At 63.3% G+C, this 24520-nt stretch carries 27 protein-coding genes and 1 pseudogene; all 28 read left to right on the forward strand.

Annotation, left to right across the window (positions count from 1 at the left end):
* Positions 1–24: 24 nt before the first annotated feature.
* The 28 genes and pseudogenes from fabD to HOY34_RS09220 all read left to right on the forward strand — a co-directional run bounded on the left by fabD (position 25) and on the right by HOY34_RS09220 (position 23573).
* Positions 25–957 (forward strand): ACP S-malonyltransferase, encoded by a 933-nt coding sequence (gene fabD / locus HOY34_RS09085; protein ID WP_172362006.1) that lies wholly within the window; start codon positions 25–27, stop codon positions 955–957.
* Between the two features lie 237 nt (positions 958–1194).
* Positions 1195–1932, forward strand: coding sequence for a 3-oxoacyl-[acyl-carrier-protein] reductase (gene fabG / locus HOY34_RS09090; protein WP_172362008.1), 738 nt, complete (start codon positions 1195–1197; stop codon positions 1930–1932).
* Positions 1933–2149: 217 nt separating this feature from the next.
* Positions 2150–2383: an acyl carrier protein gene (locus HOY34_RS09095; RefSeq protein ID WP_172362010.1), complete on the forward strand. Its 234-nt coding sequence runs from the start codon at positions 2150–2152 to the stop codon at positions 2381–2383.
* A gap of 275 nt (positions 2384–2658) precedes the next feature.
* Entirely contained in the window at positions 2659–3438 is a 780-nt protein-coding gene (locus HOY34_RS09100; RefSeq protein ID WP_172362012.1) for a hypothetical protein, read from the forward strand.
* 154 nt (positions 3439–3592) lie between these two features.
* Positions 3593–4852, forward strand: a complete 1260-nt coding sequence (gene fabF, locus HOY34_RS09105; protein WP_172362013.1) for a beta-ketoacyl-ACP synthase II — start codon at positions 3593–3595, stop codon at positions 4850–4852.
* Between the two features lie 3 nt (positions 4853–4855).
* On the forward strand, positions 4856–6037 hold the full coding sequence (gene mltG, locus HOY34_RS09110; protein ID WP_172362014.1) for an endolytic transglycosylase MltG: 1182 nt from the start codon (positions 4856–4858) through the stop codon (positions 6035–6037).
* Positions 6038–6452: 415 nt separating this feature from the next.
* The gene (locus HOY34_RS09115; RefSeq protein ID WP_172362016.1) at positions 6453–6785 is read left to right on the forward strand and encodes a hypothetical protein; all 333 of its coding nucleotides are present in this window, start codon (positions 6453–6455) and stop codon (positions 6783–6785) included.
* Entirely contained in the window at positions 6736–8088 is a 1353-nt protein-coding gene (locus tag HOY34_RS09120) for a DNA-packaging protein (protein ID WP_172362066.1), read from the forward strand. The genes HOY34_RS09115 and HOY34_RS09120 overlap by 50 nt, the downstream gene beginning before the upstream one ends.
* Before the next feature lie 102 nt (positions 8089–8190).
* Positions 8191–9429, forward strand: coding sequence for a phage portal protein (locus tag HOY34_RS09125; protein WP_172362018.1), 1239 nt, complete (start codon positions 8191–8193; stop codon positions 9427–9429).
* Positions 9426–9671 carry a GTA head formation protein, RCAP_rcc01685 family gene (locus tag HOY34_RS09130; protein WP_172362020.1) on the forward strand — a complete coding sequence of 82 codons (246 nt, stop codon included), beginning with the start codon at positions 9426–9428 and terminating at the stop codon, positions 9669–9671. The genes HOY34_RS09125 and HOY34_RS09130 overlap by 4 nt, the downstream gene beginning before the upstream one ends.
* Positions 9672–9804: 133 nt before the next feature.
* Positions 9805–10365, forward strand: coding sequence for an HK97 family phage prohead protease (locus HOY34_RS09135; protein WP_172362022.1), 561 nt, complete (start codon positions 9805–9807; stop codon positions 10363–10365).
* 39 nt (positions 10366–10404) lie between these two features.
* Positions 10405–11598, forward strand: coding sequence for a phage major capsid protein (locus tag HOY34_RS09140; RefSeq protein WP_172362024.1), 1194 nt, complete (start codon positions 10405–10407; stop codon positions 11596–11598).
* A gap of 73 nt (positions 11599–11671) precedes the next feature.
* On the forward strand, positions 11672–12283 hold the full coding sequence (locus HOY34_RS09145; RefSeq protein ID WP_172362026.1) for a head-tail connector protein: 612 nt from the start codon (positions 11672–11674) through the stop codon (positions 12281–12283).
* The gene (locus HOY34_RS09150; RefSeq protein WP_172362027.1) at positions 12280–12618 is read left to right on the forward strand and encodes a head-tail adaptor protein; all 339 of its coding nucleotides are present in this window, start codon (positions 12280–12282) and stop codon (positions 12616–12618) included. Before HOY34_RS09145 ends, HOY34_RS09150 begins: the two co-directional genes overlap by 4 nt.
* The gene (locus tag HOY34_RS09155) at positions 12615–13010 is read left to right on the forward strand and encodes a DUF3168 domain-containing protein (RefSeq protein ID WP_172362029.1); all 396 of its coding nucleotides are present in this window, start codon (positions 12615–12617) and stop codon (positions 13008–13010) included. Before HOY34_RS09150 ends, HOY34_RS09155 begins: the two co-directional genes overlap by 4 nt.
* 32 nt (positions 13011–13042) lie before the next feature.
* Positions 13043–13456, forward strand: coding sequence for a phage major tail protein, TP901-1 family (locus tag HOY34_RS09160; protein WP_172362030.1), 414 nt, complete (start codon positions 13043–13045; stop codon positions 13454–13456).
* Entirely contained in the window at positions 13456–13776 is a 321-nt protein-coding gene (locus HOY34_RS09165; RefSeq protein WP_172362031.1) for a gene transfer agent family protein, read from the forward strand. The genes HOY34_RS09160 and HOY34_RS09165 overlap by 1 nt, the downstream gene beginning before the upstream one ends.
* Positions 13773–14027, forward strand: coding sequence for a rcc01693 family protein (locus HOY34_RS09170; RefSeq protein ID WP_172362033.1), 255 nt, complete (start codon positions 13773–13775; stop codon positions 14025–14027). Before HOY34_RS09165 ends, HOY34_RS09170 begins: the two co-directional genes overlap by 4 nt.
* Positions 13984–14637, forward strand: a complete 654-nt coding sequence (locus tag HOY34_RS09175; protein WP_172362067.1) for an RcGTA-type gene transfer agent tail tape measure protein — start codon at positions 13984–13986, stop codon at positions 14635–14637. Before HOY34_RS09170 ends, HOY34_RS09175 begins: the two co-directional genes overlap by 44 nt.
* 9 nt (positions 14638–14646) lie before the next feature.
* Complete coding sequence (locus tag HOY34_RS09180) at positions 14647–15276, forward strand: DUF2460 domain-containing protein (RefSeq protein WP_172362035.1); 630 nt, start codon at positions 14647–14649, stop codon at positions 15274–15276.
* A complete protein-coding gene (locus tag HOY34_RS09185) occupies positions 15273–16181 on the forward strand; it encodes a phage/gene transfer agent baseplate hub protein (RefSeq protein ID WP_172362036.1) in 909 nt (302 codons plus the stop codon). The genes HOY34_RS09180 and HOY34_RS09185 overlap by 4 nt, the downstream gene beginning before the upstream one ends.
* Complete coding sequence (locus HOY34_RS09190; protein WP_172362038.1) at positions 16178–16627, forward strand: C40 family peptidase; 450 nt, start codon at positions 16178–16180, stop codon at positions 16625–16627. The genes HOY34_RS09185 and HOY34_RS09190 overlap by 4 nt, the downstream gene beginning before the upstream one ends.
* A gap of 18 nt (positions 16628–16645) precedes the next feature.
* Positions 16646–18292, forward strand: a pseudogene (locus HOY34_RS09195) (baseplate multidomain protein megatron); the annotation flags it as partial.
* Between the two features lie 148 nt (positions 18293–18440).
* Positions 18441–19589, forward strand: a complete 1149-nt coding sequence (locus HOY34_RS09200; protein ID WP_172362041.1) for a tyrosine-type recombinase/integrase — start codon at positions 18441–18443, stop codon at positions 19587–19589.
* Positions 19590–19649: 60 nt separating this feature from the next.
* Complete coding sequence (locus HOY34_RS09205) at positions 19650–19886, forward strand: helix-turn-helix transcriptional regulator (protein WP_216654693.1); 237 nt, start codon at positions 19650–19652, stop codon at positions 19884–19886.
* 276 nt (positions 19887–20162) lie between these two features.
* Positions 20163–20522 carry a hypothetical protein gene (locus HOY34_RS09210; RefSeq protein WP_172362043.1) on the forward strand — a complete coding sequence of 120 codons (360 nt, stop codon included), beginning with the start codon at positions 20163–20165 and terminating at the stop codon, positions 20520–20522.
* 160 nt (positions 20523–20682) lie between these two features.
* The gene (locus HOY34_RS09215) at positions 20683–21000 is read left to right on the forward strand and encodes a hypothetical protein (protein WP_172362044.1); all 318 of its coding nucleotides are present in this window, start codon (positions 20683–20685) and stop codon (positions 20998–21000) included.
* Complete coding sequence (locus HOY34_RS09220; RefSeq protein WP_172362045.1) at positions 21000–23573, forward strand: bifunctional DNA primase/polymerase; 2574 nt, start codon at positions 21000–21002, stop codon at positions 23571–23573. Before HOY34_RS09215 ends, HOY34_RS09220 begins: the two co-directional genes overlap by 1 nt.
* Positions 23574–24520: the final 947 nt, after the last annotated feature.

Here is a 24520-nt window from a genome sequence, read left to right on the forward strand (position 1 = left end):
GATGAGATATAACAGGAGCCAGCAATGAGCCGCGCATTCGTTTTCCCGGGCCAGGGCGCCCAGACCATCGGCATGGGGATGGAGCTGGCCGAGGCCTGGCCCGTCGCGAAAGCCGTATTCGATGAGGTGGATGAGGCGCTTGGCGAAAAGCTCTCGGTGCTGATCCGTGAGGGCGATATCGCCGAGCTGACGCTGACCCAGAACGCGCAACCGGCGCTGATGGCGACCTCGATCGCGGCGCTGCGGGTGCTGGAGGCCGAGGGCTTTCCGCTGAAAGGCACCGCCGATTTCGTGGCGGGTCACAGCCTTGGCGAATATTCGGCGCTTTGCGCGGCGGGCAGCCTTAGCCTTTCCGATACGGCGCGGCTGCTGCGCATCCGGGGTGTTGCCATGCAAGAGGCGGTTCCGGTGGGCGTGGGCGCAATGGCTGCGCTGTTGGGGCTGGATTTCGAGACCGCAGCCGCCGTCGCTGCCGAGGCTGCCGAGGGTGAGGTCTGTCAGGCCGCCAATGACAATGATCCGGCGCAGGTCGTGGTCTCTGGCCATAAGGCTGCCGTCGAACGGGCGGTTGAGATCGCAAAGGCGCGTGGCGCGAAACGGGCTCTGATGCTGCCGGTCAGCGCGCCGTTCCACTGCGCATTGATGCAGCCTGCTGCGGCGCGGATGGCCGAGGCGCTGGCGGGCGTGGTGATCCATGACCCCATCGTGCCGCTGATCGCCAATGTGCGGGCCGAAGCGGTGACCGAGGCCTCAAAAATCGCCGATCTTCTGGTGGCGCAGGTGACGGGCTCTGTCCGCTGGCGGGAATCGGTTCTGTGGATGGAGCGGGCCGGGGTCACCGAATATTGGGAGATCGGCGCGGGCAAGGCGCTGTCGGGTATGATTCGGCGGATCCAGAAAGAGGCCACGGTCAGGGCGATTGGCACGCCTGCCGATGTGGCAGCGCTGAAGGGCTGACTGGGGCCACGGGGACGGGGCGCGTTCCCCGCGACCTTTGGCTTTGGCTTTGGCTTTGGTTTTGGGAAGCAGTGGCGAAATCAATGGCTGCCCCCCGAGGATGTTTCGGGGGGATGTTCAGGGACAGATGATTAAGGCCTGCGGGCTTTGGGCTGCCCCTCCGGGGGCCAGCCCCCGGACCCCCGGGATATTTCGGGACAGATGAAAAAAAGGCCTGTGGGCTTTGGGAGAATGCTTATGTTTGATCTGACGGGTAAGACGGCGCTGGTGACGGGCGCTTCGGGCGGCATCGGGGCGGATATTGCCCGGGCTTTGCACAAGGCGGGTGCGGTAGTTGGGCTTTCGGGCACGCGGGTTCAGCCCCTTGAGGCGCTGGCGGCTGAGCTGGGCGAGCGGGCGCATGTGCTGGAGTGCAACCTCTCGGTGCCTGAAGAAGTTGAGGGGCTGGTGAAACGTGCGGTTGAGGCGATGGGCTCGGTTGAGATCCTTGTAAACAACGCCGGGATCACCCGTGACGGGCTGGCGATGCGGATGTCGGATGAGGACTGGGCCTCGGTTCTGGATGTCAATCTGACTGCCAGTTTCCGCCTGTGCCGCGCTGCGATCCGCGGCATGATGAAGGCGCGTCAGGGCCGGATCATCAATATTTCCTCGGTCGTGGGCACCACCGGAAATCCGGGCCAGGCGAATTACTGCGCCTCAAAGGCGGGGATGGTCGGCATGTCGAAGGCGCTGGCCGCCGAGGTGGCAAGCCGTGGCATCACCGTGAATGCCGTCGCGCCGGGCTTTATCGAGACGGCGATGACCGACAAGCTGAATGAGGCGCAAAAGGGGGGGATTCTCTCGGCCGTGCCCGCAGGCCGTATGGGCCGCCCGCAGGAGATTGCGGCGGCCGTGGTCTATCTGGCCTCGGATGAGGCAGGCTATGTGACCGGCGCCACGCTGCATGTGAATGGCGGAATGGCAATGATCTAGGCATTTGTGCCCGCCCCGGGCTGCGTTCTGTCCCGACGGGACTTGACCTTCGGGGCGGAAAGCATTTGCCATGGGGCGCGGCTGTGCTATAGCCCGCGCCAGAATCCCGGGGCTTTCCCCGGTACTGCCGTGACTGGGGGTTTCCCCGGGGCGGATAACCAGGCCCGAGAACCAAGGCCCGGGGGCATGACCCCGCGAACGGAGTAGAGGACGTAACATGAGCGACATCGCAGATCGCGTGAAGAAGATCGTTGTCGAGCATCTCGGCGTTGAAGAGGACAAGGTCACCGAGACCGCCTCGTTCATCGACGATCTGGGTGCAGACTCGCTGGACACGGTCGAGCTGGTCATGGCTTTTGAAGAAGAATTCGGCATTGAAATCCCGGATGACGCTGCAGAAACCATCCAGACCTTTGGCGACGCTGTTGGTTTCATCACCAAGGCTTCCTGATCGTTTTCTTCCCATTGCGGGATGAAAGAGGGCTCTCCGGTTTCGGAGAGCCTTTTTTGTTTTGGCGCGGCCTGCGCCGGGCCTGGGCCTGCGGTGGCCTGGTCTGCGGTGGCCTGGTCTGAGGGCCGCGGATCGGGGCAGGGAATACCTGACCCGGGAATCGGGACAAATGCGCAGGGGGGGCAACTGACGCGGGCCGGGCGATATGCGAGGCCTTTCCCGTACAGGGATTCGCGACAGAATCGTCTGGCAGAAACGTCGGAAGCGACCGCTTCATGAGATGTCTGGCAGGCGCGATAATGCTATCGCTGGCTTTGGGGCTGGCTGGTCGGGCCGGGGCGACGCCCCCCGATGTGATCGACGTCAGCGATGAGGTGTTCGGCTTTAGCCAGGACAGCATCGTCCTGCTGCGCAGTCTGCGCGACAATCTCGGCCTTTATACTGCCGAGCGGCGCTATGCTTTTCTCGTGACGGTTGACCGGGCCAGCGGGGCCGAGAGTCTGCAACCCGTCTGTCAGATCTATCGGCATGAAGATACCGATCAGGCCGGGAATGCGCCCGGTGTTCTGTCCTGGGCCAGTCATGATGAGACGCCAGATGATGCGGTGAACCCATGGGATGTGCTGGCGGCGGCGGGGGGCTCGCCCTTTCGGCCAGGCGGGTTCCAGGACATTGAGGCGGCCGGGCTTTCGGGAAGCCTTGCTGCTGGGGCGATCAGAATCAGCGCAGAGAGCGGAAGCAATGCTGCCTGGAGCGGTGAGGGCGCGGTGCTTTTGACAGGCGCTGGGGCGCGGCTCGATGCGGTTGCCGACAGGCTGGGCGATATGCCGCGTATGGGGCCGCTTCGCGCCGGTGATCTGCTGCGCGACCAGGCCTTCGGCCCTGAGAGTTGCACGATTGCCGATGTGCTGATCTTTGGGGGAATTGCGGGCGGGATGACGGGGGGCGAGCCCTCGGCCATGCTGCGGATGGATTGTGGTGACGCGGAAGAGGGGCTGGCCGCCTCTTTGCTGGTTGCGGTGCCTATGGGATGGCGTGGGGCGATTGCGCCCTGATCTTTTGATCTTGCCTGATCTTTTGAGCTGCAGACCTTTTGAACTGCGGCGGCATGCGGCGGGGGCCTGCCCGCAATTTCGCGCAATGTTGCGGCGCGACGGGTGCGCGTGTATCACCCGAATTGAAATGATCGCCTTTGTCGGGAGTGTAAACATGCGCCGTGTCGTCGTAACGGGTCTGGGAATGGTCACGCCGCTGGCCTCTGGGGTGGAAGAAACCTGGAGTCGCCTGCTGGAGGGGCAGTCCGGCGCCGGGCCGATCACGAAATTCGATGCCTCGAATGTGGTGACCCAATATGCCTGCGAGATCCCGCGCGGTGACGGCAGCAATGGCACCTTCAACCCCGATGACTGGATGGAGCCGAAAGAGCAGCGCAAGGTCGATGACTTTATCCTTTACGGGATGGCGGCGGCGGTTCAGGCGGTGAAGGATTCGGGCTGGGAGCCTGCAACCGAGGACGAAAAAGAGCGCACCGGCGTCATGATCGGCTCTGGCATCGGCGGGCTTTCGACCATTGCCGAGACGGCGGTGCTGATCAAAGAAAAGGGGCCAAAGCGGGTTTCTCCCTTCTTCATCCCCGGCTCGCTGATCAATCTGGTCTCGGGCCAGGTTTCGATCCGCTTTGGCTTTAAGGGGCCGAACCATGCGGTGGTGACCGCCTGCTCGACCGGGGCGCATGCGATTGGCGATGCGGCGCGGCTGATCATGCTGGGCGATGCCGATGTGATGGTGGCGGGTGGTGCGGAAAGCCCGATCTCGGAAATCGGCATTGCTGGTTTCAACGCCTGCAAGGCGCTGTCGACCAAACGCGCCGATGATCCGGCGAAGGCCAGCCGTCCCTATGACGCGGATCGTGACGGTTTCGTCATGGGCGAGGGTGCGGGCATCGTGGTGCTGGAAGAATATGAGCACGCCAAAGCCCGCGGCGCGAAGATCTATGCCGAGGTGCTGGGCTATGGGCTTTCGGGCGACGCCTATCACATCACCGCGCCCTCTGAGGATGGCGATGGCGGTTTCCGCTCGATGAAGGCGGCGCTGGCGCGGGCGGGGGTGACGCCGGATCAGGTGGATTACATCAACGCACATGGCACCTCGACCATGGCCGACACGATCGAGCTGGGCGCGGTCGAGCGTCTGATGGGCGATGCGGCGGCGAATGCGGTCATGTCCTCGACCAAATCGTCAATCGGGCACCTTCTGGGGGCTGCTGGCGCGGTAGAGGCGATTTTCTGCATCCTGGCGATCCGCGATCAGGTCGCGCCGCCGACGATCAACCTCGACAATCCGGCGGTGACGCCGAAGCTGAACCTGGCGGCGAATAAGAAGGTCGAGCGCAAGATCGACATCGCGCTGTCAAACAGCTTTGGCTTTGGTGGCACCAATGCCAGCCTGGTTCTGGGCAAGGTGCGCTGATCGATGTGGAAAAGCATCGCCTCGAATGCGCTGACCCTGTTCATCGTGCTGCTGGTGGTTGGGGCGGGGCTGATCGCCTGGGGGCGCAATGAGTTCATCAGCCCCGGCCCGCTGACCGAAGCGGCTTGCATTCAGGTCGAGCGCGGCGCGGGCCTGCCCTCGGTCAGCCGCAACCTTGAGGCGCGGGGCGTGGTCTCTGATGCGCGGATCTTTCGGATCGGTGCTGATTATTCGGGCCGTTCCAAGGATCTGAAGTTTGGATCCTATCTGATCCCGCCGGGCAGCTCGATGGTAGATGTGCTGGGGGCGCTGACGCAGGGCGGGGCCTCGACCTGCGGCCAGGAAATCCAGCTGGTGATCGGTGTTGCCAGCTCGAATGTGGTGCTGCGCGAGCTGGACCCGGCCACCAACCGCTTTGTCGAAGTGGCGCGCTTTGCGCCTGATGCCGATGAGCGGCCGGCGGAATATCTGGAGGCCGAGGCGCAGCCGGATATGCGTTTCACGGTGACGCTGGTTGAAGGCGCAACCTCCTGGGCGGTGGCAGATGCGCTGCGCAAGGTTGATTTCATGAGCGGCGATATTGCTGGCGTGCCGCCCGAGGGCTCGCTTGCGCCGCAAAGCTATGACGTGACCAAAGGCGGCGACCGCGCGGCGCTGATCGCGCAGATGACCGCCTCGCAAGAGCGGATCATGGCCGAGCTTTGGCCGGGCCGCGATGAGGGGCTGCCCTATGCAAACCCCGAAGAGGCGATGGTCATGGCCTCGATCATCGAGAAGGAAACGGCGGTTGCGGCCGAGCGCGGCCTTGTCGCCAGCGTCTTCGTCAACCGCCTGGAACAGGGGATGCGGCTGCAGACCGACCCGACGGTGATCTATGGCATCACCAATGGCGAAGGCGTGCTGGGGCGCGGTCTGCGCCAAAGCGAGCTGCGCCGGGCCACCCCTTACAACACCTATGTGATCGACGGGCTGCCGCCGACGCCGATTGCCAACCCGGGCCGCGCCTCTATCGAGGCGGCGCTGCATCCCGAGACCTCGGACTATGTGTTCTTTGTGGCTGACGGCACGGGCGGGCATGCTTTCGCGGTGACGCTGGCCGAGCATAACGAGAATGTCGCCCGCTGGCGCCAGATCGAGGCGCAGCAGGGCCAGGCCGGAGAGGGCGGCGTCCAGAGCGCTGACTGACCGCCTGCGTGCGGAGAAACGATTTGGCGGATGTTACAGCAGCCCCGTTGCCAGAGATCTGGCAGCGGGGCTGTTGCTTTCTAAGCCGTTGTTTCTGAGGGGGAATGGCTGAGATGCGTTATGTGCCCGGCCCTGGCGGGTGCGAAGTGGTTAATGATACGTTAATGTTGAGATCGCATAAGTCTTTGATTTTGCTGTGATTTCACCTTGACTCTGCGAGCGGTCTGATCTAGAGATTGTGACATGCTGAAAGAGGTGTGAAGGCGGCCAGGGGGTGACCCCGGGGCCGCTTTTTTATGCCGGGCCCTTTTTGTGCCTGCGGGCTGAAGCGGGGCCAGAGAGGATTGCTGATGGGGCAGGCTGGCGGGGCAGGCTGGCAGAGCATGAGGGCAGGTGGGCACTTATGACAATCCGAATGACGGAAGGGGAAAGCGATCCGGTTGACCTTACCCAGGCGGCCGGGGCGCTGAACCTGACGGAAGAGCTGTATCGCATCGCGGTCGAAGAGCTGAACGAGGCTTTCGCGGGGATCCGCCAGGGCCGGTTTGAAATGGCAAAAGAGGGCAGGCGGGCGGTCAGGGATCTGGCTGATCTGTCAAAGGCGCTGCTGGAGGAGAGAAGGAATGTCGACAAACTCCGCAAAGAGCTTGCCGGGGCAGGTGCCGGGGATGGCGCACTCGACCTCGGGCTCGCGCGAGATGAGATCGGGCGCCGACTGGCTCGCCTCCGCGCTGCCAGAGGAGATTGATGAATTTCTGGGGGGCTTAAGTGACAATGCCCTGAAGGCGCTGCCGTGGATTTTTGAGTTCTGGGCGCTGCCGCATCAGCTGCCACCCGAAGGGGCGTGGAAATCCTGGGTGATCATGGGCGGGCGCGGCGCGGGCAAGACCCGGGCGGGCGCGGAATGGGTGCGCATGATGGTCGAGGGCGACACGGCTGAGGCCCCGGGTAAGGCGCGGCGCGTGGCGCTGGTGGCAGAGACGCTTGAACAGGCGCGTGAGGTGATGGTGTTGGGCGAAAGCGGCATCCTTGCCTGCTCGCCCCCGGATCGGCGGCCGAAATGGATCGCGTCCCGCAACCGGCTGGAATGGGCGAATGGCGCGGTGGCGCAGCTTTATTCCGCTCATGACCCCGAGCGGCTGCGCGGCCCGCAATTCGATGCGGCCTGGGCGGATGAGCTGGCGAAATGGCCCAAAGCGGCCGAGACCTGGGATCAGCTGCAATTTGGCCTGCGGCTGGGGGACAATCCGCAGCAGGTGGTGACGACGACGCCCCGCAATGTGGCCTGTCTGAAGGCGATCCTTGGCAATCCCTCGACCGTGGTGACCCATGCGCCGACCGAGGCGAACCGGGTCTGGCTGGCGCAAAGCTATCTCGACGAGGTGCGGGCGCGTTATGGCGGCACCACGCAAGGCCGTCAGGAGCTGGAGGGGCTGCTGGTCGAAGAGGCCGAGGGCGCGCTTTGGAACCAGGCGATGATTGCGGGCGCCCAGGAGGCCGAGGTGCGGGCGGCGGTCAGACCGCTGCGGGTTGTCGTTGCGGTTGACCCGCCGGTGACGGCGACCAAGACCTCGGACGAATGCGGGATCGTGGTGGTGGGCGCGGATACCAGCGGGGCGCCGGGTGACTGGCGGGCGGTGGTGCTGGCCGATCGTACGGTGAGAGGGGCCAGCCCCGATGGCTGGGCGCGGGCGGCGGTGGCGGCGATGGAAGAGTTCAGCGCCGAGCGGTTGGTGGTCGAGGTGAACCAGGGCGGCGATCTGGTCGCGGGCGTGGTGCGCCAGGTCGATCCGCTGGTTCCGGTGCGTGAGGTGCGGGCGACGCGCGGCAAGATGCTGCGGGCCGAACCGATTGCGGCGCTCTATGAACAGGGGCGGATCGCACATCGCCGGGGCCTGGGGGATCTGGAGGCGCAGATGGTGCAGATGACGCGCACCGGCTGGCAGGGGCAGGGCAGCCCGGACCGTCTGGATGCGCTGGTCTGGGCGCTGACCGAGCTGATGATCGCGCCGTCCTCGCGGATCGGGCAGCCGGGGGTGCGCTCGATCTGACGGAGGGCCGAGGCCCGGCCCTTTGGTGATTTTACGGAACTGAAATGAGCGGGTTGGCCTTTTGCGGGGCGGATCTCGCATGGCGAAGAGAGGAGCGGCTTTGTGTTCGATTTCCTGAAAGGCAAATCGCGGGTGCCGCCGGTGCCCGCCGTGAAAGCGAGTGCGACGGGGCGGGTGATCGCGCGCGGTCTTCCCCAGGGCCTGTCCGGTGGCGGCCCGGGGCGGGTGGCTGGCGGGGCACGGGATGCGGCCTCGCTGACGCGGGCGGGCTTTCAGGGCAATCCGGTGGGCTTTCGCGCGGTGCGGCTGATCGCCGAGGCGGCGGCGGCGCTGCCGGTAATCTGCCAGGACTGCGAGCGCCGTTATGAGGCGCATCCGGTACTTGCGCTGCTGGCCCGTCCCAATGGGGCGCAGGGGCGGGCAGAGTTGCTGGAGGCGATCTATGGCCACCTGCTGCTAAGCGGCAATGCCTATATCGAGGCGGTTGTCGGGGATGACGCGACGGGGCTTCCGGCTGAATTGCATGCGCTGCGCCCGGATCGGATGTCGATGCTGCCGGGGGCTGATGGCTGGCCTGCCGCCTATGATTACACGGTCTCGGGGCGGGTGCACCGCTTTCAGGTTTCGGATGGGCTTAGCCCGATCTGCCATATCCGCAGCTTTCACCCCCAGGATGACCATTTCGGCCTTTCGCCCATGCAGGCGGCGGCGGTGGCGATTGATGTCCATAACGCGGCGTCAAACTGGTCGCGGGCGCTTTTGGACAATGCGGCACGGCCCTCGGGTGCGATCACCTACAAGGGGGCGGATGGGCAATCGGTTCTGACGCCGGATCAGTATGACCGCCTGGTTTCCGAGATGGAGGCGCATCACCAGGGGGCCAGAAATGCCGGGCGGCCGATGCTGCTGGAGGGCGGGCTCGACTGGAAGCCGATGGGATTCTCGCCATCAGATATGGAGTTCCATGAGACAAAGCTGGCGGCCGCGCGAGAGATCGCGGTGGCTTTTGGCGTGCCGCCTATGCTGATGGGGATCCCCGGCGACGCCACCTATGCCAATTACCAGGAGGCGAACCGGGCCTTTTACCGCCTGACGGTTCTGCCCCTGGCCAGCCGGGTGCTGGCGGCGCTGTCGCATTGGCTGGAGGGATTTGGCGGCGAGGCGGCTCAGCTGCGCCCCGATCTCGACCAGATTCCGGCGCTGGCGATGGAGCGCGATCAGCAATGGGCGCGGGTGGGGGCGGCCTCGTTCCTGAGTGATGGCGAGAAGCGCGCGCTGCTGGGCCTGCCGCGTCTGCCGGAACCGGGTGATGCCATGCCCGATAATGAGGGTGGCGCATGAGCACACGCAAGGAAGGGCCAGGATCGCGGTTTCTCTATGACAGTTTCGACGCTGCCCATGCCCGGATCGAGGCCAATGAGCGGGTGATGGAGGAACGCTGGTCGGGCCTGGAATTCCGCCTGAGCCAGATCGACGCGGCGCTGGAACGCCTGGAGCGGCGGATCTGGCTGGGGGTTTACGGGGTCGCGGGCTTCCTTCTGGCCCAGGGGGCCGAGGCAGTGATCCGCGCCGCCATGAAGTGACCCGGTGGGAGAGGGCAATGACCCGGTGGGACTGGGAAATGACCCGGTGGGACTGGGAAATGACCCTGTGGGACTGGGAAATGATCCTGTGGGACAGGCCCGCAGGGATGGTTTCACGCAAAAGAGGTGCGCGATGCTGGAACATAAATTCTGCCAGCCCGAGGCTGGGCTGACCCTGACCGAGGGGCGTGAGATTTCGGGCTATGCCTCGCTTTTCGGGCTGCACGATCAGGGGGGGGATGTGGTGGTGCCCGGTGCCTATGCGAAATCACTGGCGGCGCTGGCGGCAAAGGGGCGCAGGGTGCGGATGCTGTGGCAGCATGACCCGACCCAGCCCATCGGCATCTGGGATGAGGTGCGCGAGGACAAGACCGGGCTTTGGGTCAAAGGGCGGCTGCTGAGCGACGTGGAAAAGGGGCGCGAGGCGGCTGCGCTTCTGGAGGCCGGGGCGCTTGACGGGCTTTCCATTGGCTATCGGACGCTGCGATCCGAGCGTGAGGGAAAGGGGCGCAGGCTGCTGGAGCTGGAGCTGTGGGAGGTCTCGCTGGTGACTTTTCCGATGCTGAGTGAGGCGCGGATAACCGCCAAATCAGAGACCTGTCCTGAGGCGCTTTCTGTCGAGCTGGAAGGGCTGGCCCAGCTTTTCAACGAGGCCCGTGCGGGACTTGTGGCCCATCGCGCAGGCCAGGGCTGAGGCCCTCGAAACTTTCCACCAGATCAAGAGGATCAAGGGATGACCGAGAGAGAAATCCGGGCCGGGGTGCATTCCCCGGGCCTGAGCCCGGCTGCGGAGGTGAAAACCGCCATGGCCGGTTTCCTGAAGGAATTCAGTTCCTTCCAGGCGGACGTGAAACAATCTTTGCAACATCAGGAAGAGCGAGTGACCATGCTTCAGAAGAAAACCATGACCTGGGGCCGCCCGGCACTTTCCACCTCGGTCGAGGAAAATGCGCCCCATCAAAAGGCCTTCAACGCCTATCTGCGCTCGGGCGATGATGAGGGTTATCGCGGGCTGATCCCTGAGGGGAAAGCGATGTCGACGGCGGTGGCCGCAGATGGTGGCTATCTGGTCTCGCCGCAGACTGCAGATCAGATCCGCTCGATGCTGGTTTCGACCTCTTCCTTGCGGGCGGTTGCGAATGTGGTGCAGGTCGAGGCGACGTCTTTTGATGTGCTGATCGACCGCTCTGAGATCGGCTCGGGCTGGGCGACCGAAGCCGCGACGATTGCCGAGACCGCGACGCCCGCGCTGGAGCGGATCCAGATCCGCCTGCATGAGCTGTCGGCCATGCCAAAAGCCAGCCAGCGGCTGCTGGATGACAGCGCCTTTGATGTTGAAAGCTGGCTTGCGGGCAAGATCGCCACGCGCTTCATCCGCGCCGAGGCCTCGGCCTTTATAAACGGCGATGGGGTCGACAAGCCGCGCGGCATCCTGCTGCCGACCAAGGTCGCCAATGCCTCCTGGACCTGGGGCAATCTGGGCTATGTGCCCACGGGTGCTGCGGCCGATTTCGCCACCACCAACCCCGCCGATTGCATCATCAATCTGGTCTATGCGCTGGGGGCGGATTACCGCGCCAATGGCACCTTCCTGATGAACTCGAAAACCGCAGGTGCGGTGCGCAAGATGAAGGATGCCGATGGGCGCTTCCTGTGGTCGGACGGTCTGGCGGCGGGCGAGCCTGCGCGTCTGATGGGCTACGCCGTGCTGATCTGTGAGGATATGCCCGATGTCGGCGCGGGCACCTTCCCGATTGCCTTTGGCGATTTCAACGCGGGCTATACCATCGCCGAGCGCCCTGATCTGCGCATCCTGCGCGACCCCTTCTCGGCCAAGCCGCATGTCCTTTTCTATGCCACCAAGCGCGTCGGCGGCGACATCAGCGACTTTGCCGCAATCAAGCTCTTGCGCGTCGCAGCCACCTGACGGGGCTGGTCGGGGCCGGGCCTATGCGGTTCGGCCCCCGCTTTTCGATAGGGCTATGATGGGGGCGGGCGAGATGAGACTGACGGAAGAGACGGCGGTGCCGGTGGCCGCCTTGCCGCTGGAGGCTTTGAGGCAGCATCTGCGCCTTGGCAGTGGTTTTGCACTGGCCGACAGGCAGGACAGGCTGCTGGAGGGCTATCTGCGCGCGGCAATCGCCGCGATTGAGGGGCGGATCGCCAAGGCCCTGATCCGGCGCCGCTTTCTGCTGGAGATGGAAGGCTGGCGCGATGCCGAGGCGCAGGCTTTGCCCCTGGCTCCGGTCTCGGCGCTGGTCAGCATCGAGCTGGTCACGGCCCTGGGCGCGGCGCAGGTGCTGAGCCCGGCGCTTTACCGGCTGATCCAGGACCAGCATCGGCCGCGTATCGCGGGCACCGGCGCGGCTATGCCCTGCCCACCGCAGGGCGGCCTTGTGCGGGTGGCATTCGAGGCGGGCTTTGGCCCGGACTGGGCTGCGGTGCCTGCCGATCTGCAGCAGGCGGTAATGCTGCTTGCCGCCGCCTATTATGAGTTTCGCCATGAGGGCGCAGGCCAGGCTGGGGCGCAGGGCGCGGGTCTGCCTGCGGCGGTCGAGGGGCTGATCGGGCGCTGGCGTCTGATCCGCGTGCTGGGGGGCGGGCGGCGATGAAAGCACCGCATCTGCGCCAGCAACTGGCATTGGAAGAGGCCAGCCGCAGTCCGGATGGCGCGGGAGGATTCTCGCTGTCCTGGGTGCTGGTCGGGCTTTTATGGGCCGAAATGAGCGCGGGCAGCGGCCGTGATGCGGCGGGTGAAGAGGTGGTGCTGACCTCGGTCGCCTGGCGGATCACGGTGCGCGGCGCGGCCCCGGGCATGGCGGAACGGCCAAAGCCTGGCCAGCGCTTTCGCCTGGGCCCCCGGATTTTCACCATTCTGGCGGTGGCAGAAAGCGATGCCTCGGGGCGCTGGCTGACCTGCACCTGCCGCGAGGAGGCCCCGAAATGAGCTATTCAGCGGCAGCTGCGCTGCAATCGGCGGTGTTTTTGCAGTTAAGCGCCAGCCCCGATCTGGCGGGCGTGGCGATCCACGATGCTTTGCCGCCGACGCCGCCGGGGCTTTTCGTGCTGCTCGGCCCTGAAGAGGTCCGCGATGCCTCGGACAAATCGGGGGCGGGGGCAGATCATCGTCTGATGATCAGCGTGATCAGCAATGCCGAGGGGTTCCTGGCGGCAAAGCGGGTGGCGGTGGCGATTTCGGATGCGCTGGCGGCAGCTGTGCCAGTCACGGATCGGGGCCGGGTGGTCAGCTTCCGGTTTGATCGTGCCCAGGCGCGGCGGCTCGATGAGGGGCGCATCCGCCGTATTGATCTGACCTTTCGCGCCCGGATCGAATTCTGAGCAGAACATCTTATATTTCAAGGAGAAAGCCCATGGCAGTTCAGGCCGGGAAAGACCTTCTGATCAAGATAGACCAGACTGGCGACGGCCAGTTCGAGACCATTGCGGGCCTGCGGGCCACCCGCGCCAGCTTTAACGCCGAGACGGTCGAGGTCACCAGCCTGGAAAGCTCGGGCGGCTGGCGTGAGCTTTTGGCGGGGGCGGGGGTGAAATCCGCCAGCATCTCTGGCTCTGGCGTTTTCCGCGATGCGGAGACCGATGAGCGGGCGCGGCAGATTTTTTTCGACGGCGAGATCCCGGCTTTTCAGGTGGTGATCCCCGATTTCGGCGTGGTCGAGGGGCCGTTCCAGATCACCAGCCTCGAATATGCGGGCAGCCATAATGGCGAGGCGACCTATGAGGTCAGCCTGGCCTCGGCGGGGATCCTCAGCTTCACGGCGCTCTGATGGCGAACCCCTTTGCAGGTGAGGTCGAGATCACGCTCGACGGGGTGGCGCATATAGCCAGGCTGACGCTGGGGGCGCTGGCGGAACTTGAGGCGGATCTGGGCGAGACCTCGCTGATGGATCTGGTCGAGCGGTTCGAAGCGGGGCGCTTTTCAGGCCGCGATGTGCTGGCGCTGGTGGTGGCGGGCCTGCGTGGCGGCGGCTGGCGGGGGCGCGCGGGTGATCTGATCGCGGTCGAGATCGGCGGCGGGCCTGTGGCTGCGGCCCAGGCGGCGGCGGCGCTGCTGGCGCGGGCGTTTGCGCTGCCGGAGGCGAGATGAGCCGCAAATTCGACTGGCCAGGACTGATCAGGGCGGGGCTGCACGGGCTGGGGCTGGAGCCTGCGGTCTTCTGGGCTCTGACGCCGGTCGAGTTGCGGATCATGCTGGGGGCGGAGCGGGGGGCTCCGCCCCTGACGCGGGCGCGGCTGGCCGAACTGGCCGCGTCATTTCCCGACAGGGTGCAAGGCAGCATGAAAGGGGTGGATGATGGCGGAAATGGATCAGCTGGCGGATCAGCTTTTGGGGCTTGAGGATCGGCTGGGGGCCTCGGCGGCGATGGTCGCGGCTTTTGACGGCGAGCTGGCGCGGCTGCGCGATAGCGCGACCTTCACCTCGCGTGAGGTCTCGGCGCTGTCGAATGGCATTGCGGGCGGGTTGCGGCGGGCCTTTGACGGGCTGGCCTTTGACGGGCTGCGGCTGTCGGACGCGCTGAAGGGCGTGGCGCAAAGCATCGTTGACACGGTCTATTCGGTGGCGATGCGCCCGATCCACAATGCGGCGGGCGGCGCAATTGCCAATGGGATCAATGCGATGATGAGCGGGCTGATGCCTTTCGCCAATGGTGCGGGCTTTGCGCAGGGCCGGGTGATGCCCTTCGCCAATGGTGGCGTTGTCACCGGCCCGGTCAGCTTTCCGATGCGGGGTGGTCGCGGGCTGATGGGCGAGGCGGGCCCCGAGGCAATCATGCCGCTGACGCGCGGCGCGGATGGGCGTCTGGGCGTGCAGGCCCAGGGCGGCGGGCGTCCGGTCAATGTGGTGATGAACATCTCGACCCCCGATGTGGCGGGGTTCCGTCGCTCGGAAAGCCAGATCGCGGCGCAGATGGGGCGGGCGCTGGCCCGCGGCCAAAGGAACAGGTGAGGGCAGGCGATGTTTCATGAGATCAGGTTTCCCGCCAATCTGAGCTTTGGCTCGGTGGGCGGGCCAGAGCGGCGGACCGAGATCGTCGCGCTGGCCAATGGCTTTGAGGAACGCAATACCCCCTGGGCCCATTCGCGTCGCCACTATGATGCCGGGGTCGGGTTGCGCTCGCTGGATGATCTGGAGGCGCTGATTGCCTTTTTCGAGGCGCGGCGCGGGCAGCTGCACGGGTTTCGCTGGAAAGACTGGTCGGATTACCGTTCGTGCCTGCCCTCGCGCCTGATCAGCCCGCTTGATCAGGTGATTGGTGTGGGTGACGGCACGACCACGGGCTTTGGGCTGGTGAAAACCTATGTCTCGGGGCTGGAAAGCTATGCCCGGCCGATTGCGAAACCTGTTGCCGGCAGCGTGCAGGTGGCGCTGTCTGATGACCCCAAGGTCGAGGGGATTGAGTTCGCGGTTAATCCTGCCAGTGGTCAGGTGGTTTTCGCCGTGCCACCACCCAAAGGCACCAGGATCACCGCCGGGTTTGAGTTCGACGTTCCGGTTCGCTTTGATGCCGACCGCATCCAGATCTCGGTCGCCAGCTTTCAGGCCGGCGATGTTCCCAATGTTCCGGTGGTGGAGATCAGGCTGTGAACGAAGCGCTTCTGGAGCATTTGAGAACTGGCAACACCAATACCTGTCATTTATGGACCGTGACCCGGCGTGATGGCCTGGTGCTGGGGTTTACCGATCACGATTGCGCCCTGCAGGTCGGGGGCGTGGTCTATCGCGCCGGGGCCGGGCTGGATGCCTCGGCGCTGCAGCAGGCCACGGGGCTTTCGGTCGACAATTCTGAGGCCATCGGTGCCCTGAGCGGTGACGCGATTTCTGAGGCAGATCTGGCAGCCGGGCATTATGATGGGGCTGAGGTGCGGATTTGGCTGGCCAACTGGCAGGTGCCCGCAGATCGGCACGAGCTGTTTCGCGGCACACTGGGCGAGGTGACGCGGCGCGGCGCCTCTTTCCGGGCCGAGCTGCGGGGGCTTTCTGAGCCCCTGGGTCAGCCGATGGGCTTTGCCTATACGCGCAGCTGCTCAGCTGTGTTGGGCGACAGGCGCTGCGGTTTTAATCCGCTGCAGCCGGGCTATTTCTGCGACATCGCGCTGCAGGAGGTCACGGATGATGGCCGGGTGTTCACCTTTGATGATCTGCCCGGCTTCGAGCCGCGCTGGTTTGAGCATGGCCGTCTTGAGGTGCTGGATGGCGCGGCCAGCGGGCTGAATGCGATGATCCGCCAGGATGAGCTGCGCCAGGGCGGGCGGCGGGTGACTTTGTGGCAGGGCATCAGGGCCGCGCTTTTGCCCGGAGATCGGCTGCGTCTGATCGCAGGCTGTGACAAGTGGGCGCAAAGCTGTCGGTTGAAGTTTAATAATTTCAATAATTTCCGTGGCTTTCCTCATCTTCCGGAAGAGGATTGGCTGGCCAGCTATCCAAGGCAGGATCGCGCTGCGACGGGGGAAAGCCGCAGGCCCTCGCTCTTTCGGGGGGCGGGTGGATGAGCGGCTCTGCCATGATGGCGGATCTGGTGCTGCAAGAGGCGCGGCGCTGGATCGGCACACCTTATATCCACCAGGCCAGCTGCGCAGGGGCGGGAACCGATTGTCTGGGGCTGATCCGGGGCATCTGGCGGCGGCTTTACGGGGCCGAGCCGTTTCCGATCCCCGCCTATAGCGCCGACTGGGCCGAGGCAGGGGGCACAGAGACGCTGCTTGACGCGGCAGGGAAATGGCTTTGTCCGCTCGGGCCTGGCGGCCCTGCGCCGGGCGACGTGCTGGTCTTCCGCATGCGTGAAGGCGGTATTGCCAAACATCTGGGTGTGCTGTCTGCCCCCTGGCCAGCGCCTCGTTTTATCCACGCCTATTCAGGCCATTATGTCAGCGAAAGCGCGCTGACCACCCCTTGGGCGCGACGGGTCGCGGCCGGGTTTTCCTTTCCGCCGATCTGACGAACGGAGCGATAAATCATGGCCACGCTTTTGCTTTCAGCTGCCGGTGCCGCACTTGGCGCGGGGTTCGGCGGCACCATTCTGGGCCTTTCCGGCGCGGTGATCGGGCGGGCCATCGGTGCGACAGCCGGGCGGCTGATCGACCAGAGGATCCTGGGTGGCGGCTCTGAGGCGGTCGAGGTTGGCCGCATCGACCGCCTTCGCCTGATGGGGGCCGGAGAGGGGCAGCCGATTGCAAAAACCTGGGGGCGGGTGCGGCTGGCAGGGCATGTGATCTGGGCCTCGCAATTCGAAGAGCACAGCGAGACCCGTCGCGGCGGCAAGGGCGGTGGCGGCCAGTCGGTCACGCAGTATTCCTACACGGTCAGCCTGGCGATTGGCCTTTGCGAAGGTGAGATCCTGAAGGTCGGGCGCATCTGGGCTGACGGCAGCGAAATCGCGCCGGGCAGCCTTGCGCTGCGGGTTTATCATGGGCGCGAAGATCAGCTTCCCGACCCGAAGATCGAGGCGGTCGAGGGGGCGGGCACGGTTCCTGGCTTTCGCGGCCTTGCCTATGTGGTGATCGAGGATCTGGACCTCACGCCCTATGGCAATCGTGTGCCGCAGTTCAGCTTTGAGGTGGTGCGCAATGCCCAGGGGCCGGGCGTCGCGCCGGAACGTGTGCTCTCGGATGTGATCCATGCGGTGGCGATGATCCCGGGCACGGGCGAGTATTCGCTGGCCACCACGCCCGTTCACCTGAGTTATGGGCCGGGCGAGAATGTCGCCGTGAACAGCAATGCGCCCTCGGGTCTGACTGATTTTTCCACCAGCCTGAACCAGCTGGGGGATGAGCTGCCGGGCTGTGGCTCGGTCTCGCTGGTGGTGTCCTGGTTCGGGTCAGATCTGCGCTGTGGTGACTGTAAGATCCAGCCGAAGGTGGAACAGAGCGCGTTTGACGGCGTGGGCATGTCCTGGCGTGCTGGCGGCATCACGCGCAGTCAGGCCGCGCATGTGGCGCAGCGCGACGGCAGCCCGGTCTATGGCGGCACCCCCGCCGATGCGGCGGTGATCGAGGCGATCCGGGCCATTCGCGCCCGCGGCCAGGAGGTGATGTTCTACCCCTTCATCCTGATGGAGCAGCAGTCTGACAATGGCCTGCCAGACCCCTGGAGCGGTGCCGCAGATCAGCCGGTCATGCCCTGGCGCGGGCGCATCACCGGATCCGTGGCCCCGGGCCGGGCCGGCACCAGCGACAGAACGGCGCTGGCGGATGCTGAGGTCGCGGCCTTCTTTGGCTCGGCCAACCCTGCAGATTTCACCCCGGCTGCGGATCACGTCCTCTATACCGGCCCGCAGGAATGGCGCTATCGCCGCTTTATCCTGCATTATGCGCATCTATGTGCGCAGGCAGGCGGCGTGGAGGCATTTTGCATCGGCTCAGAGATGCGCAGCCTGACGCAGTTGCGCAATGCGGAGGATGCGTTTCCTGCGGTCGCGCAGCTGATCCGGCTGGCCGGGGAGGTGCGGGCGATCCTCGGGCCTGATACCAAAATCAGCTATGCCGCCGACTGGACGGAATATGGCAGCTATGCGGTCGGCGATAACCTCTATTTCCCGCTTGATGATCTCTGGGCGCATGAAGCGGTCGATTTTATCGGGATCGACAACTCTGTGTCGCTAACCTGTCCGAGATTTACCCAGCCTAATCATGGTGTCTATCCTATTGTTACCATGACAAAATCTTCCAATCACGCCTGACCAAGCCTTACCTGCCTGTGCTCTGCATAGGGTCTGAAACTTGGTCCAGACCATGGCCCGAAATGGAGGAAAGATGACTACCAAACTCACCCAGGCTGCTGCTGCAAAGCTGGCCGAGACTAGCCCGCCAGGAAGCATTTTCTATGACGACGAGGTCTCTGGCCTTCGCATGGTTGTCGGCGCCAAGAGCTCAAGCTGGAAGCTGATCGGCCGCATCAATGATGGGTCGGGGCTGTATGTCACGCTCACCATTGGACGCGTGCAGGAAATGTCTCTCAAGACTGCCCGCCTCAAGGCAATCGAATACCGGCAGGCACTGGCGAGGGGTGATGATCCCAGGCGTCCCAAGGCGGCCGTGCCGACCGTGCAACAGGCGCTTGATCGGTACATCGCAGCCAACCAGGGCAACCTTCAGAAGGCGACACTGGAAGATTACAGGCGGCATATTGAGGGGCCGATGAAATCGCTGCTCAAGCTGCCCATGTCCTCTATCGACCGTGCGCTCTGCCGCAACATGCATGAAAAGCTGACTGCTGCGCGTGGCCCTTATGCGGCGAACACCAGTCTCCGTATGTTGCGCCTGCTCTACAATGACGTGATGCGTGACCATGATCTACCGCCAAATCCCGTCAGCCTCGCCGTCCGCTTCAACAAAGAAGAAAGCCGGGATTGGGCCATACCTGCTGAGGATATGCCCAGGATGTGGCAGGCGCTGGACAAGCTGGAAGACCAGATCGCTCGTGGCTGCTGGATGCTGATGATCTTTACAGGGTTGAGGTCGGCAAACGCCCGCTCGGCGCGCTGGGACTGGCTTGATGCCGATGGCGTTCTGACCGTTCCCCGCACCAAGGCTGGCAGGGTATTCAAATGCCCGCTGCCCCGCTTCCTTCTACAGGAACTGGAGGCGCTGCGCGCCCACACAAGGCCGTTTGCCTCGCCGTTCATGTTTCCCGCCAAGACAACCCGCACAGGGCATATTTCAGTGCTGCGTTCTGATCGGGGCTTTCCCTACCAGCCACATGCCCTGCGCCATTCGTATCGTGGCCACGCCCTTGAGGCAGGGATCGATTTTCAGACCGTGGTCTATCTGATGGACCATACTGCGCCCCATGTCTCGTTCCGCTATGTCACCCGTGCCAATTTGACCGGTCACCTTCGGCAGGCGCAGGAGATTGTTGCCGACCGTATCCTGAGTTTCAGGGGCAAGCCACTTCCCCTTTGATGGTGTGCATGACCCTGTAAGACCTCCATAATCCCTCTATGATACTGAAAGGACTATGAAATGCAGGAAATCGTAGAGAGGCTGGATCGCTTGGAGGCCTTGCTGTCACGCCCGCCCGTTGAATATGTCGACAACGATGGCGCAGCGCGTTTCCTCGGGTTGCAACCCGCAACCTTGGAAATCTGGCGCAGTAGGGCTGAGGGGCCGACCTATGTGAAGGTCGGTAAGCGCGTGATGTATGCCCTGACTGATCTTCGGGAATGGATGGAAGCCCGCAAGAAAAAGCCCCTGCTTTAAGGGCCTGCAGGGATAGGGCTAGGCGAGGCGGCGGTGAGTGGTGCAACCGTAAAGAATGAGCTCCCGGGGCCTCGCCGGGGCCAGAAGACCTACTTTGGTAGCGCCTTCGGACCTTATCTTCAGGTTAGCCTGTGCTGAAACTGTGCCGAACCAGCAGTTTGTCTCAGGCGGTGAGTTCGAGGGTCACCAGCAGTTCGCATTCGCAGCATGGTGGCGATGTGCTCCGAAATGATCGCCATTCGGCCAGCATTCTAGCCCTGAGAATGAGAACCCCAGATGGACACCCTGATAACCCCCGTAATATGGAAACCGGCAAATCGCCCGATCGGAATGCCGAAAGATATGCCGTCGATGATCGTGAGCGCGCGCAAGGCGGCCAGTGCTCTCGGCGTAAGTCTTGAGGCCCTGTATGCAGCTACGATCTGCGATTGGCGGGGGCTGGACCGCAATACCACGAACAGGACGCCAAAGACCTATGGCGCCGATCAGGTCCTTAATCTGATGGAGAAGCGCAAGCGCCCTGGCCGTGGCGCGCTGCAAAGCTATCTCAAGGCCAGGCTTCAGGCCGATCTTGATGCCCAGCGCTGGGTTCATCGCTATCCAAACTCATACATTTGCGAGGATATGCTCGGCTGATGGCGGGGCGGGGTGGCTGACAGCCTCGGCGAACGATGGTTGTCATGAACAGCTGGTCGCTTTATCTTGGCAGCATAAAGAAAAGGTGCGGCGAGCCGCCCACGCCCGCCGCACCTTCTAGACAGTGCAAGAAAACCCCTTACCCCTAAGGAGCTTCGCTATGGACAATAGCGTAGCTGGCACTGTTTTGACGCCAGCATTTTTTACTGACGGCCCGTGGTTGACGGACGAGGATTTCGTCGCCGTCACCGGATACAGGATCAACTACCTGCGCGGCCTGAGGTCCAAGGGTCATCTGCCCAAATCCACAAAGTTTGTCGTCGAGACCGTTGACCGGACGGGCAAGCCAATCCGCATCCCCAAGGGCTTCAACAAAGTGGCCGACATCCGGGCTTGGCTCGTTGAGAACGGCAGGCCCGAAAAGGTGGAAGCCTTGGATCACCTTGTCGCCACCAAGCTGGCGCAGGGAGTTGCATGATGGCCGATACCAACTTGGATGCCTTCGCCTCGGTCGCAAGGGCAGGCCTCACGCTGATCCCCCTCAATGGCAAAGTGCCGGTTCAGAAGGGCTGGATTGATCGGCCCTACGACAACGACGATACACTACAGCAGGCCAAGCGCACCGGATGCAATCTCGGTGTCCGGCTGACAGAAGTCCATCTGGTCCTGGACGTCGATCCCCGCAATGGGGGCGAGGACAGCCTTGCGCGCCTGTCGTCTGCCATCGGTATCGACCTGGCAGAGTGGACCCCTGTGACACGCACAGGGTCGGGTGGCCTCCATCTTTGGATGGGGAAGCCCGCCGGTCTGGATGTGCAGGGAAAGCTCAAGGATTTCCCCGGCATCGACATCAAGACGAAGGGCGGGCAGGTCGTTGCCCCCGGCAGCATCCATCCCGATACCAAGGGTCTCTATGCCCTGGATGATCCGTGGGATGAGATTTCTGACCTCCCAGATTTACCCCAGAAGCTTTCGGACCTGGTTCGGAAGCACTCGACCAAGGCCGAACGCACCGAAGCGCCTGACGGTCGTTCAATGGCTCCGGGGGATGTATCCGGAACCGATGCACCGGACGGTTGGGGCGTTGCCGAGCCGGAAGAGATTGCCGAACTGCTGGAAAAGCTCGATCCCGAGAACTTTCGCAGTGAGGCGTCCTGGTTCCCCCTCCTTTGTGCTGTGCACTTCGCGTCTGGCGGAACGGCCAGGGCCGAGTTTCTGGACTGGTCATCCCGTGATCCTGTCTATGCTGATGCTGTCGATCAGGTCGCCACGCGCTGGGACAGCTTGGACAGGAAGGCCGGTTCGTCCACCACTGGCACGCTGGTGATGATACTGCGCGAGCATGGCGCGATTGATGCCGGGTTCCGGTTTGCCGCCGAGCGCGAGGCAGAGATGGAAGATTTCGCATCGACGGATGGTGCCGAGCTTCCCGAAGGGGCAGGCGAAGGGGCTGCATGCCCTGTAGTCCCAAGGCCTAAGATCAGGGTGCAGGACGGTCGGCAAGCTGAGATGGTGCAGCAGGCGACCGAAGCGCTGATGGGCATCCTGCATGGGCAAATCTTGCAGCAAAACGGCGGGCTCGTTCGGCCAGTTGTCTTGGATGCAACCCAAGACGTTGAGGGCGTTGTCAAATTCAGCGCTGGAACTACTGTGCTGCTTCCCGTCACCACGAACTGGCTGTGGCTCAAGCTCTCCCAGATTGCTGATTTCTATCGTGTCACTCAGCAGGCTGAGGAAAAGGGCGGTGGCAACAAGGCCACGCGCACCGACCCGCCCAAAAAGCTGGCGGCCCTGATCGAAGACAATGTGGGAGACCTGCCTTTCCATACCGTCCGTGCAATGGTCACTTCCCCGACAATCGATCTTTCCAGTGGTGAGATTATTGATCGGCCGGGGATCAACCCGAAGACGGGGCTCCTCGCAGTCTTTGAACCCGGCGCCTTCAGGCCGGTGCGCAGGGGGCTTGGGCAGGCCGAGGCGAAGGCGCGTCTGGACTCCGTGTTCCAGGCATTGCTTCGCGGCTTCCCCTTCGATGGTGGAGACTGGGGCGCAAGTGCTGCGGTCGGCATGTCCACCCTTATATCCGCCATTCTGCGCCCGACGATGGCCACATGCCCGCTCCACGCCATCGATGCAGCAGCGCCAGGCACTGGAAAGACGATGTTCGCCGAAATCTCCGGCGTGCTGACGATGGGCACCAAGCCCGCCGCGTCTTCATGGTCTCGGGATGAAGAAGAGAACGAAAAGCGTCTCGGGGCGGCGTTGCTGCAAAAGACCCCGGTGTTGCTGCTGGATAATCTGGAGGCCAAGAATGGCGACCGGCTGGAAGGCAACATGATGAACATGGTGCTGACGAGTGAGACCGTCAGCATTCGGGTGCTCGGTCAGCACTTGAAGGCCAATCTCTCCACAAAGGTTTTCGTGGTAGCGACCGGCAATAATCTGGTCGTTGCAGGAGACATGGTTCGCCGGGTCGTGAAGTGCCGTCTTGATGCCAAGATGGCGCAGCCGGAAACGCGCATCTTCGACTTCAACCCCGTTGACGTCGCAATTGATCGCCGGGGAGACTTGGTTTCCTCCATCCTTGAGGCGGTCGCTGCCTATATCGACGCCGGGCGCCCCTGCAATGCCGAGGTGACGAGGCTTGGCAGCTTTGAAAGCTGGACCACCATACAGGGGCTGTTGAAGTGGTGCGGATGGGACGATCCGGCGAAAACCGTGGCAGAAGTCAGGGCGACCGATACCAGTAAGAATGACCTCCAGGAGGCCCTTGATACATGGGCAATGGCTTTCGGGAATGATTGGGTTTCGGTCGATGAGGTGGCCGCTCTGGTCGCTTCGGCGCAAGATTTCAGTGATCCGAACTGCATGGCAGGCTTCGAGCACTTCGAGGCAGTGGATGCGATGGCGGAAGAACTTTTCGCCGGCCGGACCTCTTCGGCCTGGATCGGTCGTGAACTGGTCAAGCTGACGGGTCTCACATGCGGGGCCTACTATCTCGACGTCGAAAAAGGCCGGCGCTCTACAAGGGTTCGCCTTTTGGCGGGGTGAAGGGCAGTCTTCGGGAACTGCTCGAAAGGCGAGAACGGGAGGGCGCACAGTATTGTGGGCCCTCTTTCTGTTCGTGGGGTCAGCGTGGCACTGTGACCGAAATATCGCGCCAGCAACTCAGGTCGAAATGAGAACATTTTATGAACATGGCGTGCATGAACGTGCATTCTGGCACCTCGGGCAATTTTGCCGACCTACTCCCTGGGCGAGGGCGAACAGTAGGGCTGCCTGAAAGAGCGTGCATATGCGCGCATTCTCCTTTGCTCGGGCTGTAATCGGCTACCTACCTTTTCCCCGTATTATCGACGTGCTTCCATATTGAAGTAGGTAGGTAGCCAATTCGGGTTGTAGCAAAGAGCAATGCACGCATATGCACGTCATGTTCATAAAATGTTCTAAATTTGCGCTGGGTCAGTGAGGCGAGAACCACTGGAAGAACACTGTGCCGCGCGTTCCAGCTTGGGTTCGGTCACATCACAAATATCACAAATATCACAGATTCAATATTGAGGGTTCTCCCTGCAATACGATGCCGACAACGTGCGTCATAAATTCAGTGGAGCGTGTGGTTCATCATGGCAGGGCGATCAACAACTGATTGGGGGCTTTTTCTTCTATTGATTAAATTGGGCGTCTCCCCATCCGATGCAGTAACATATGTGGGTATTTGTCTTTCGACGCCCTACACCAAGGCTTTCCGGGAACCTCAGTTTAAATTGGCAATGGATAATGCGACATTGATAGGGCGGCGATCTATCATTAATTCCCCGGATTATTTCTGCCTGCCGAATGGCGATCTGATGCTGGATAATGCCTTCGAGGGGCTTTGTTGCACTATCCGGCCGGCTCATGGATTCATGTTTGTGAGTCAGCGGGTTAGGTTGGCTCTATGAGCAAGCCGATCCCTCTTTTTCGCACAACGAACTGGTCGAGCTACAGCCGGGCCC

The organism is Pseudogemmobacter hezensis (assembly GCF_013155295.1).
Classification (GTDB): Bacteria; Pseudomonadota; Alphaproteobacteria; order Rhodobacterales; family Rhodobacteraceae; genus Pseudogemmobacter; species Pseudogemmobacter hezensis.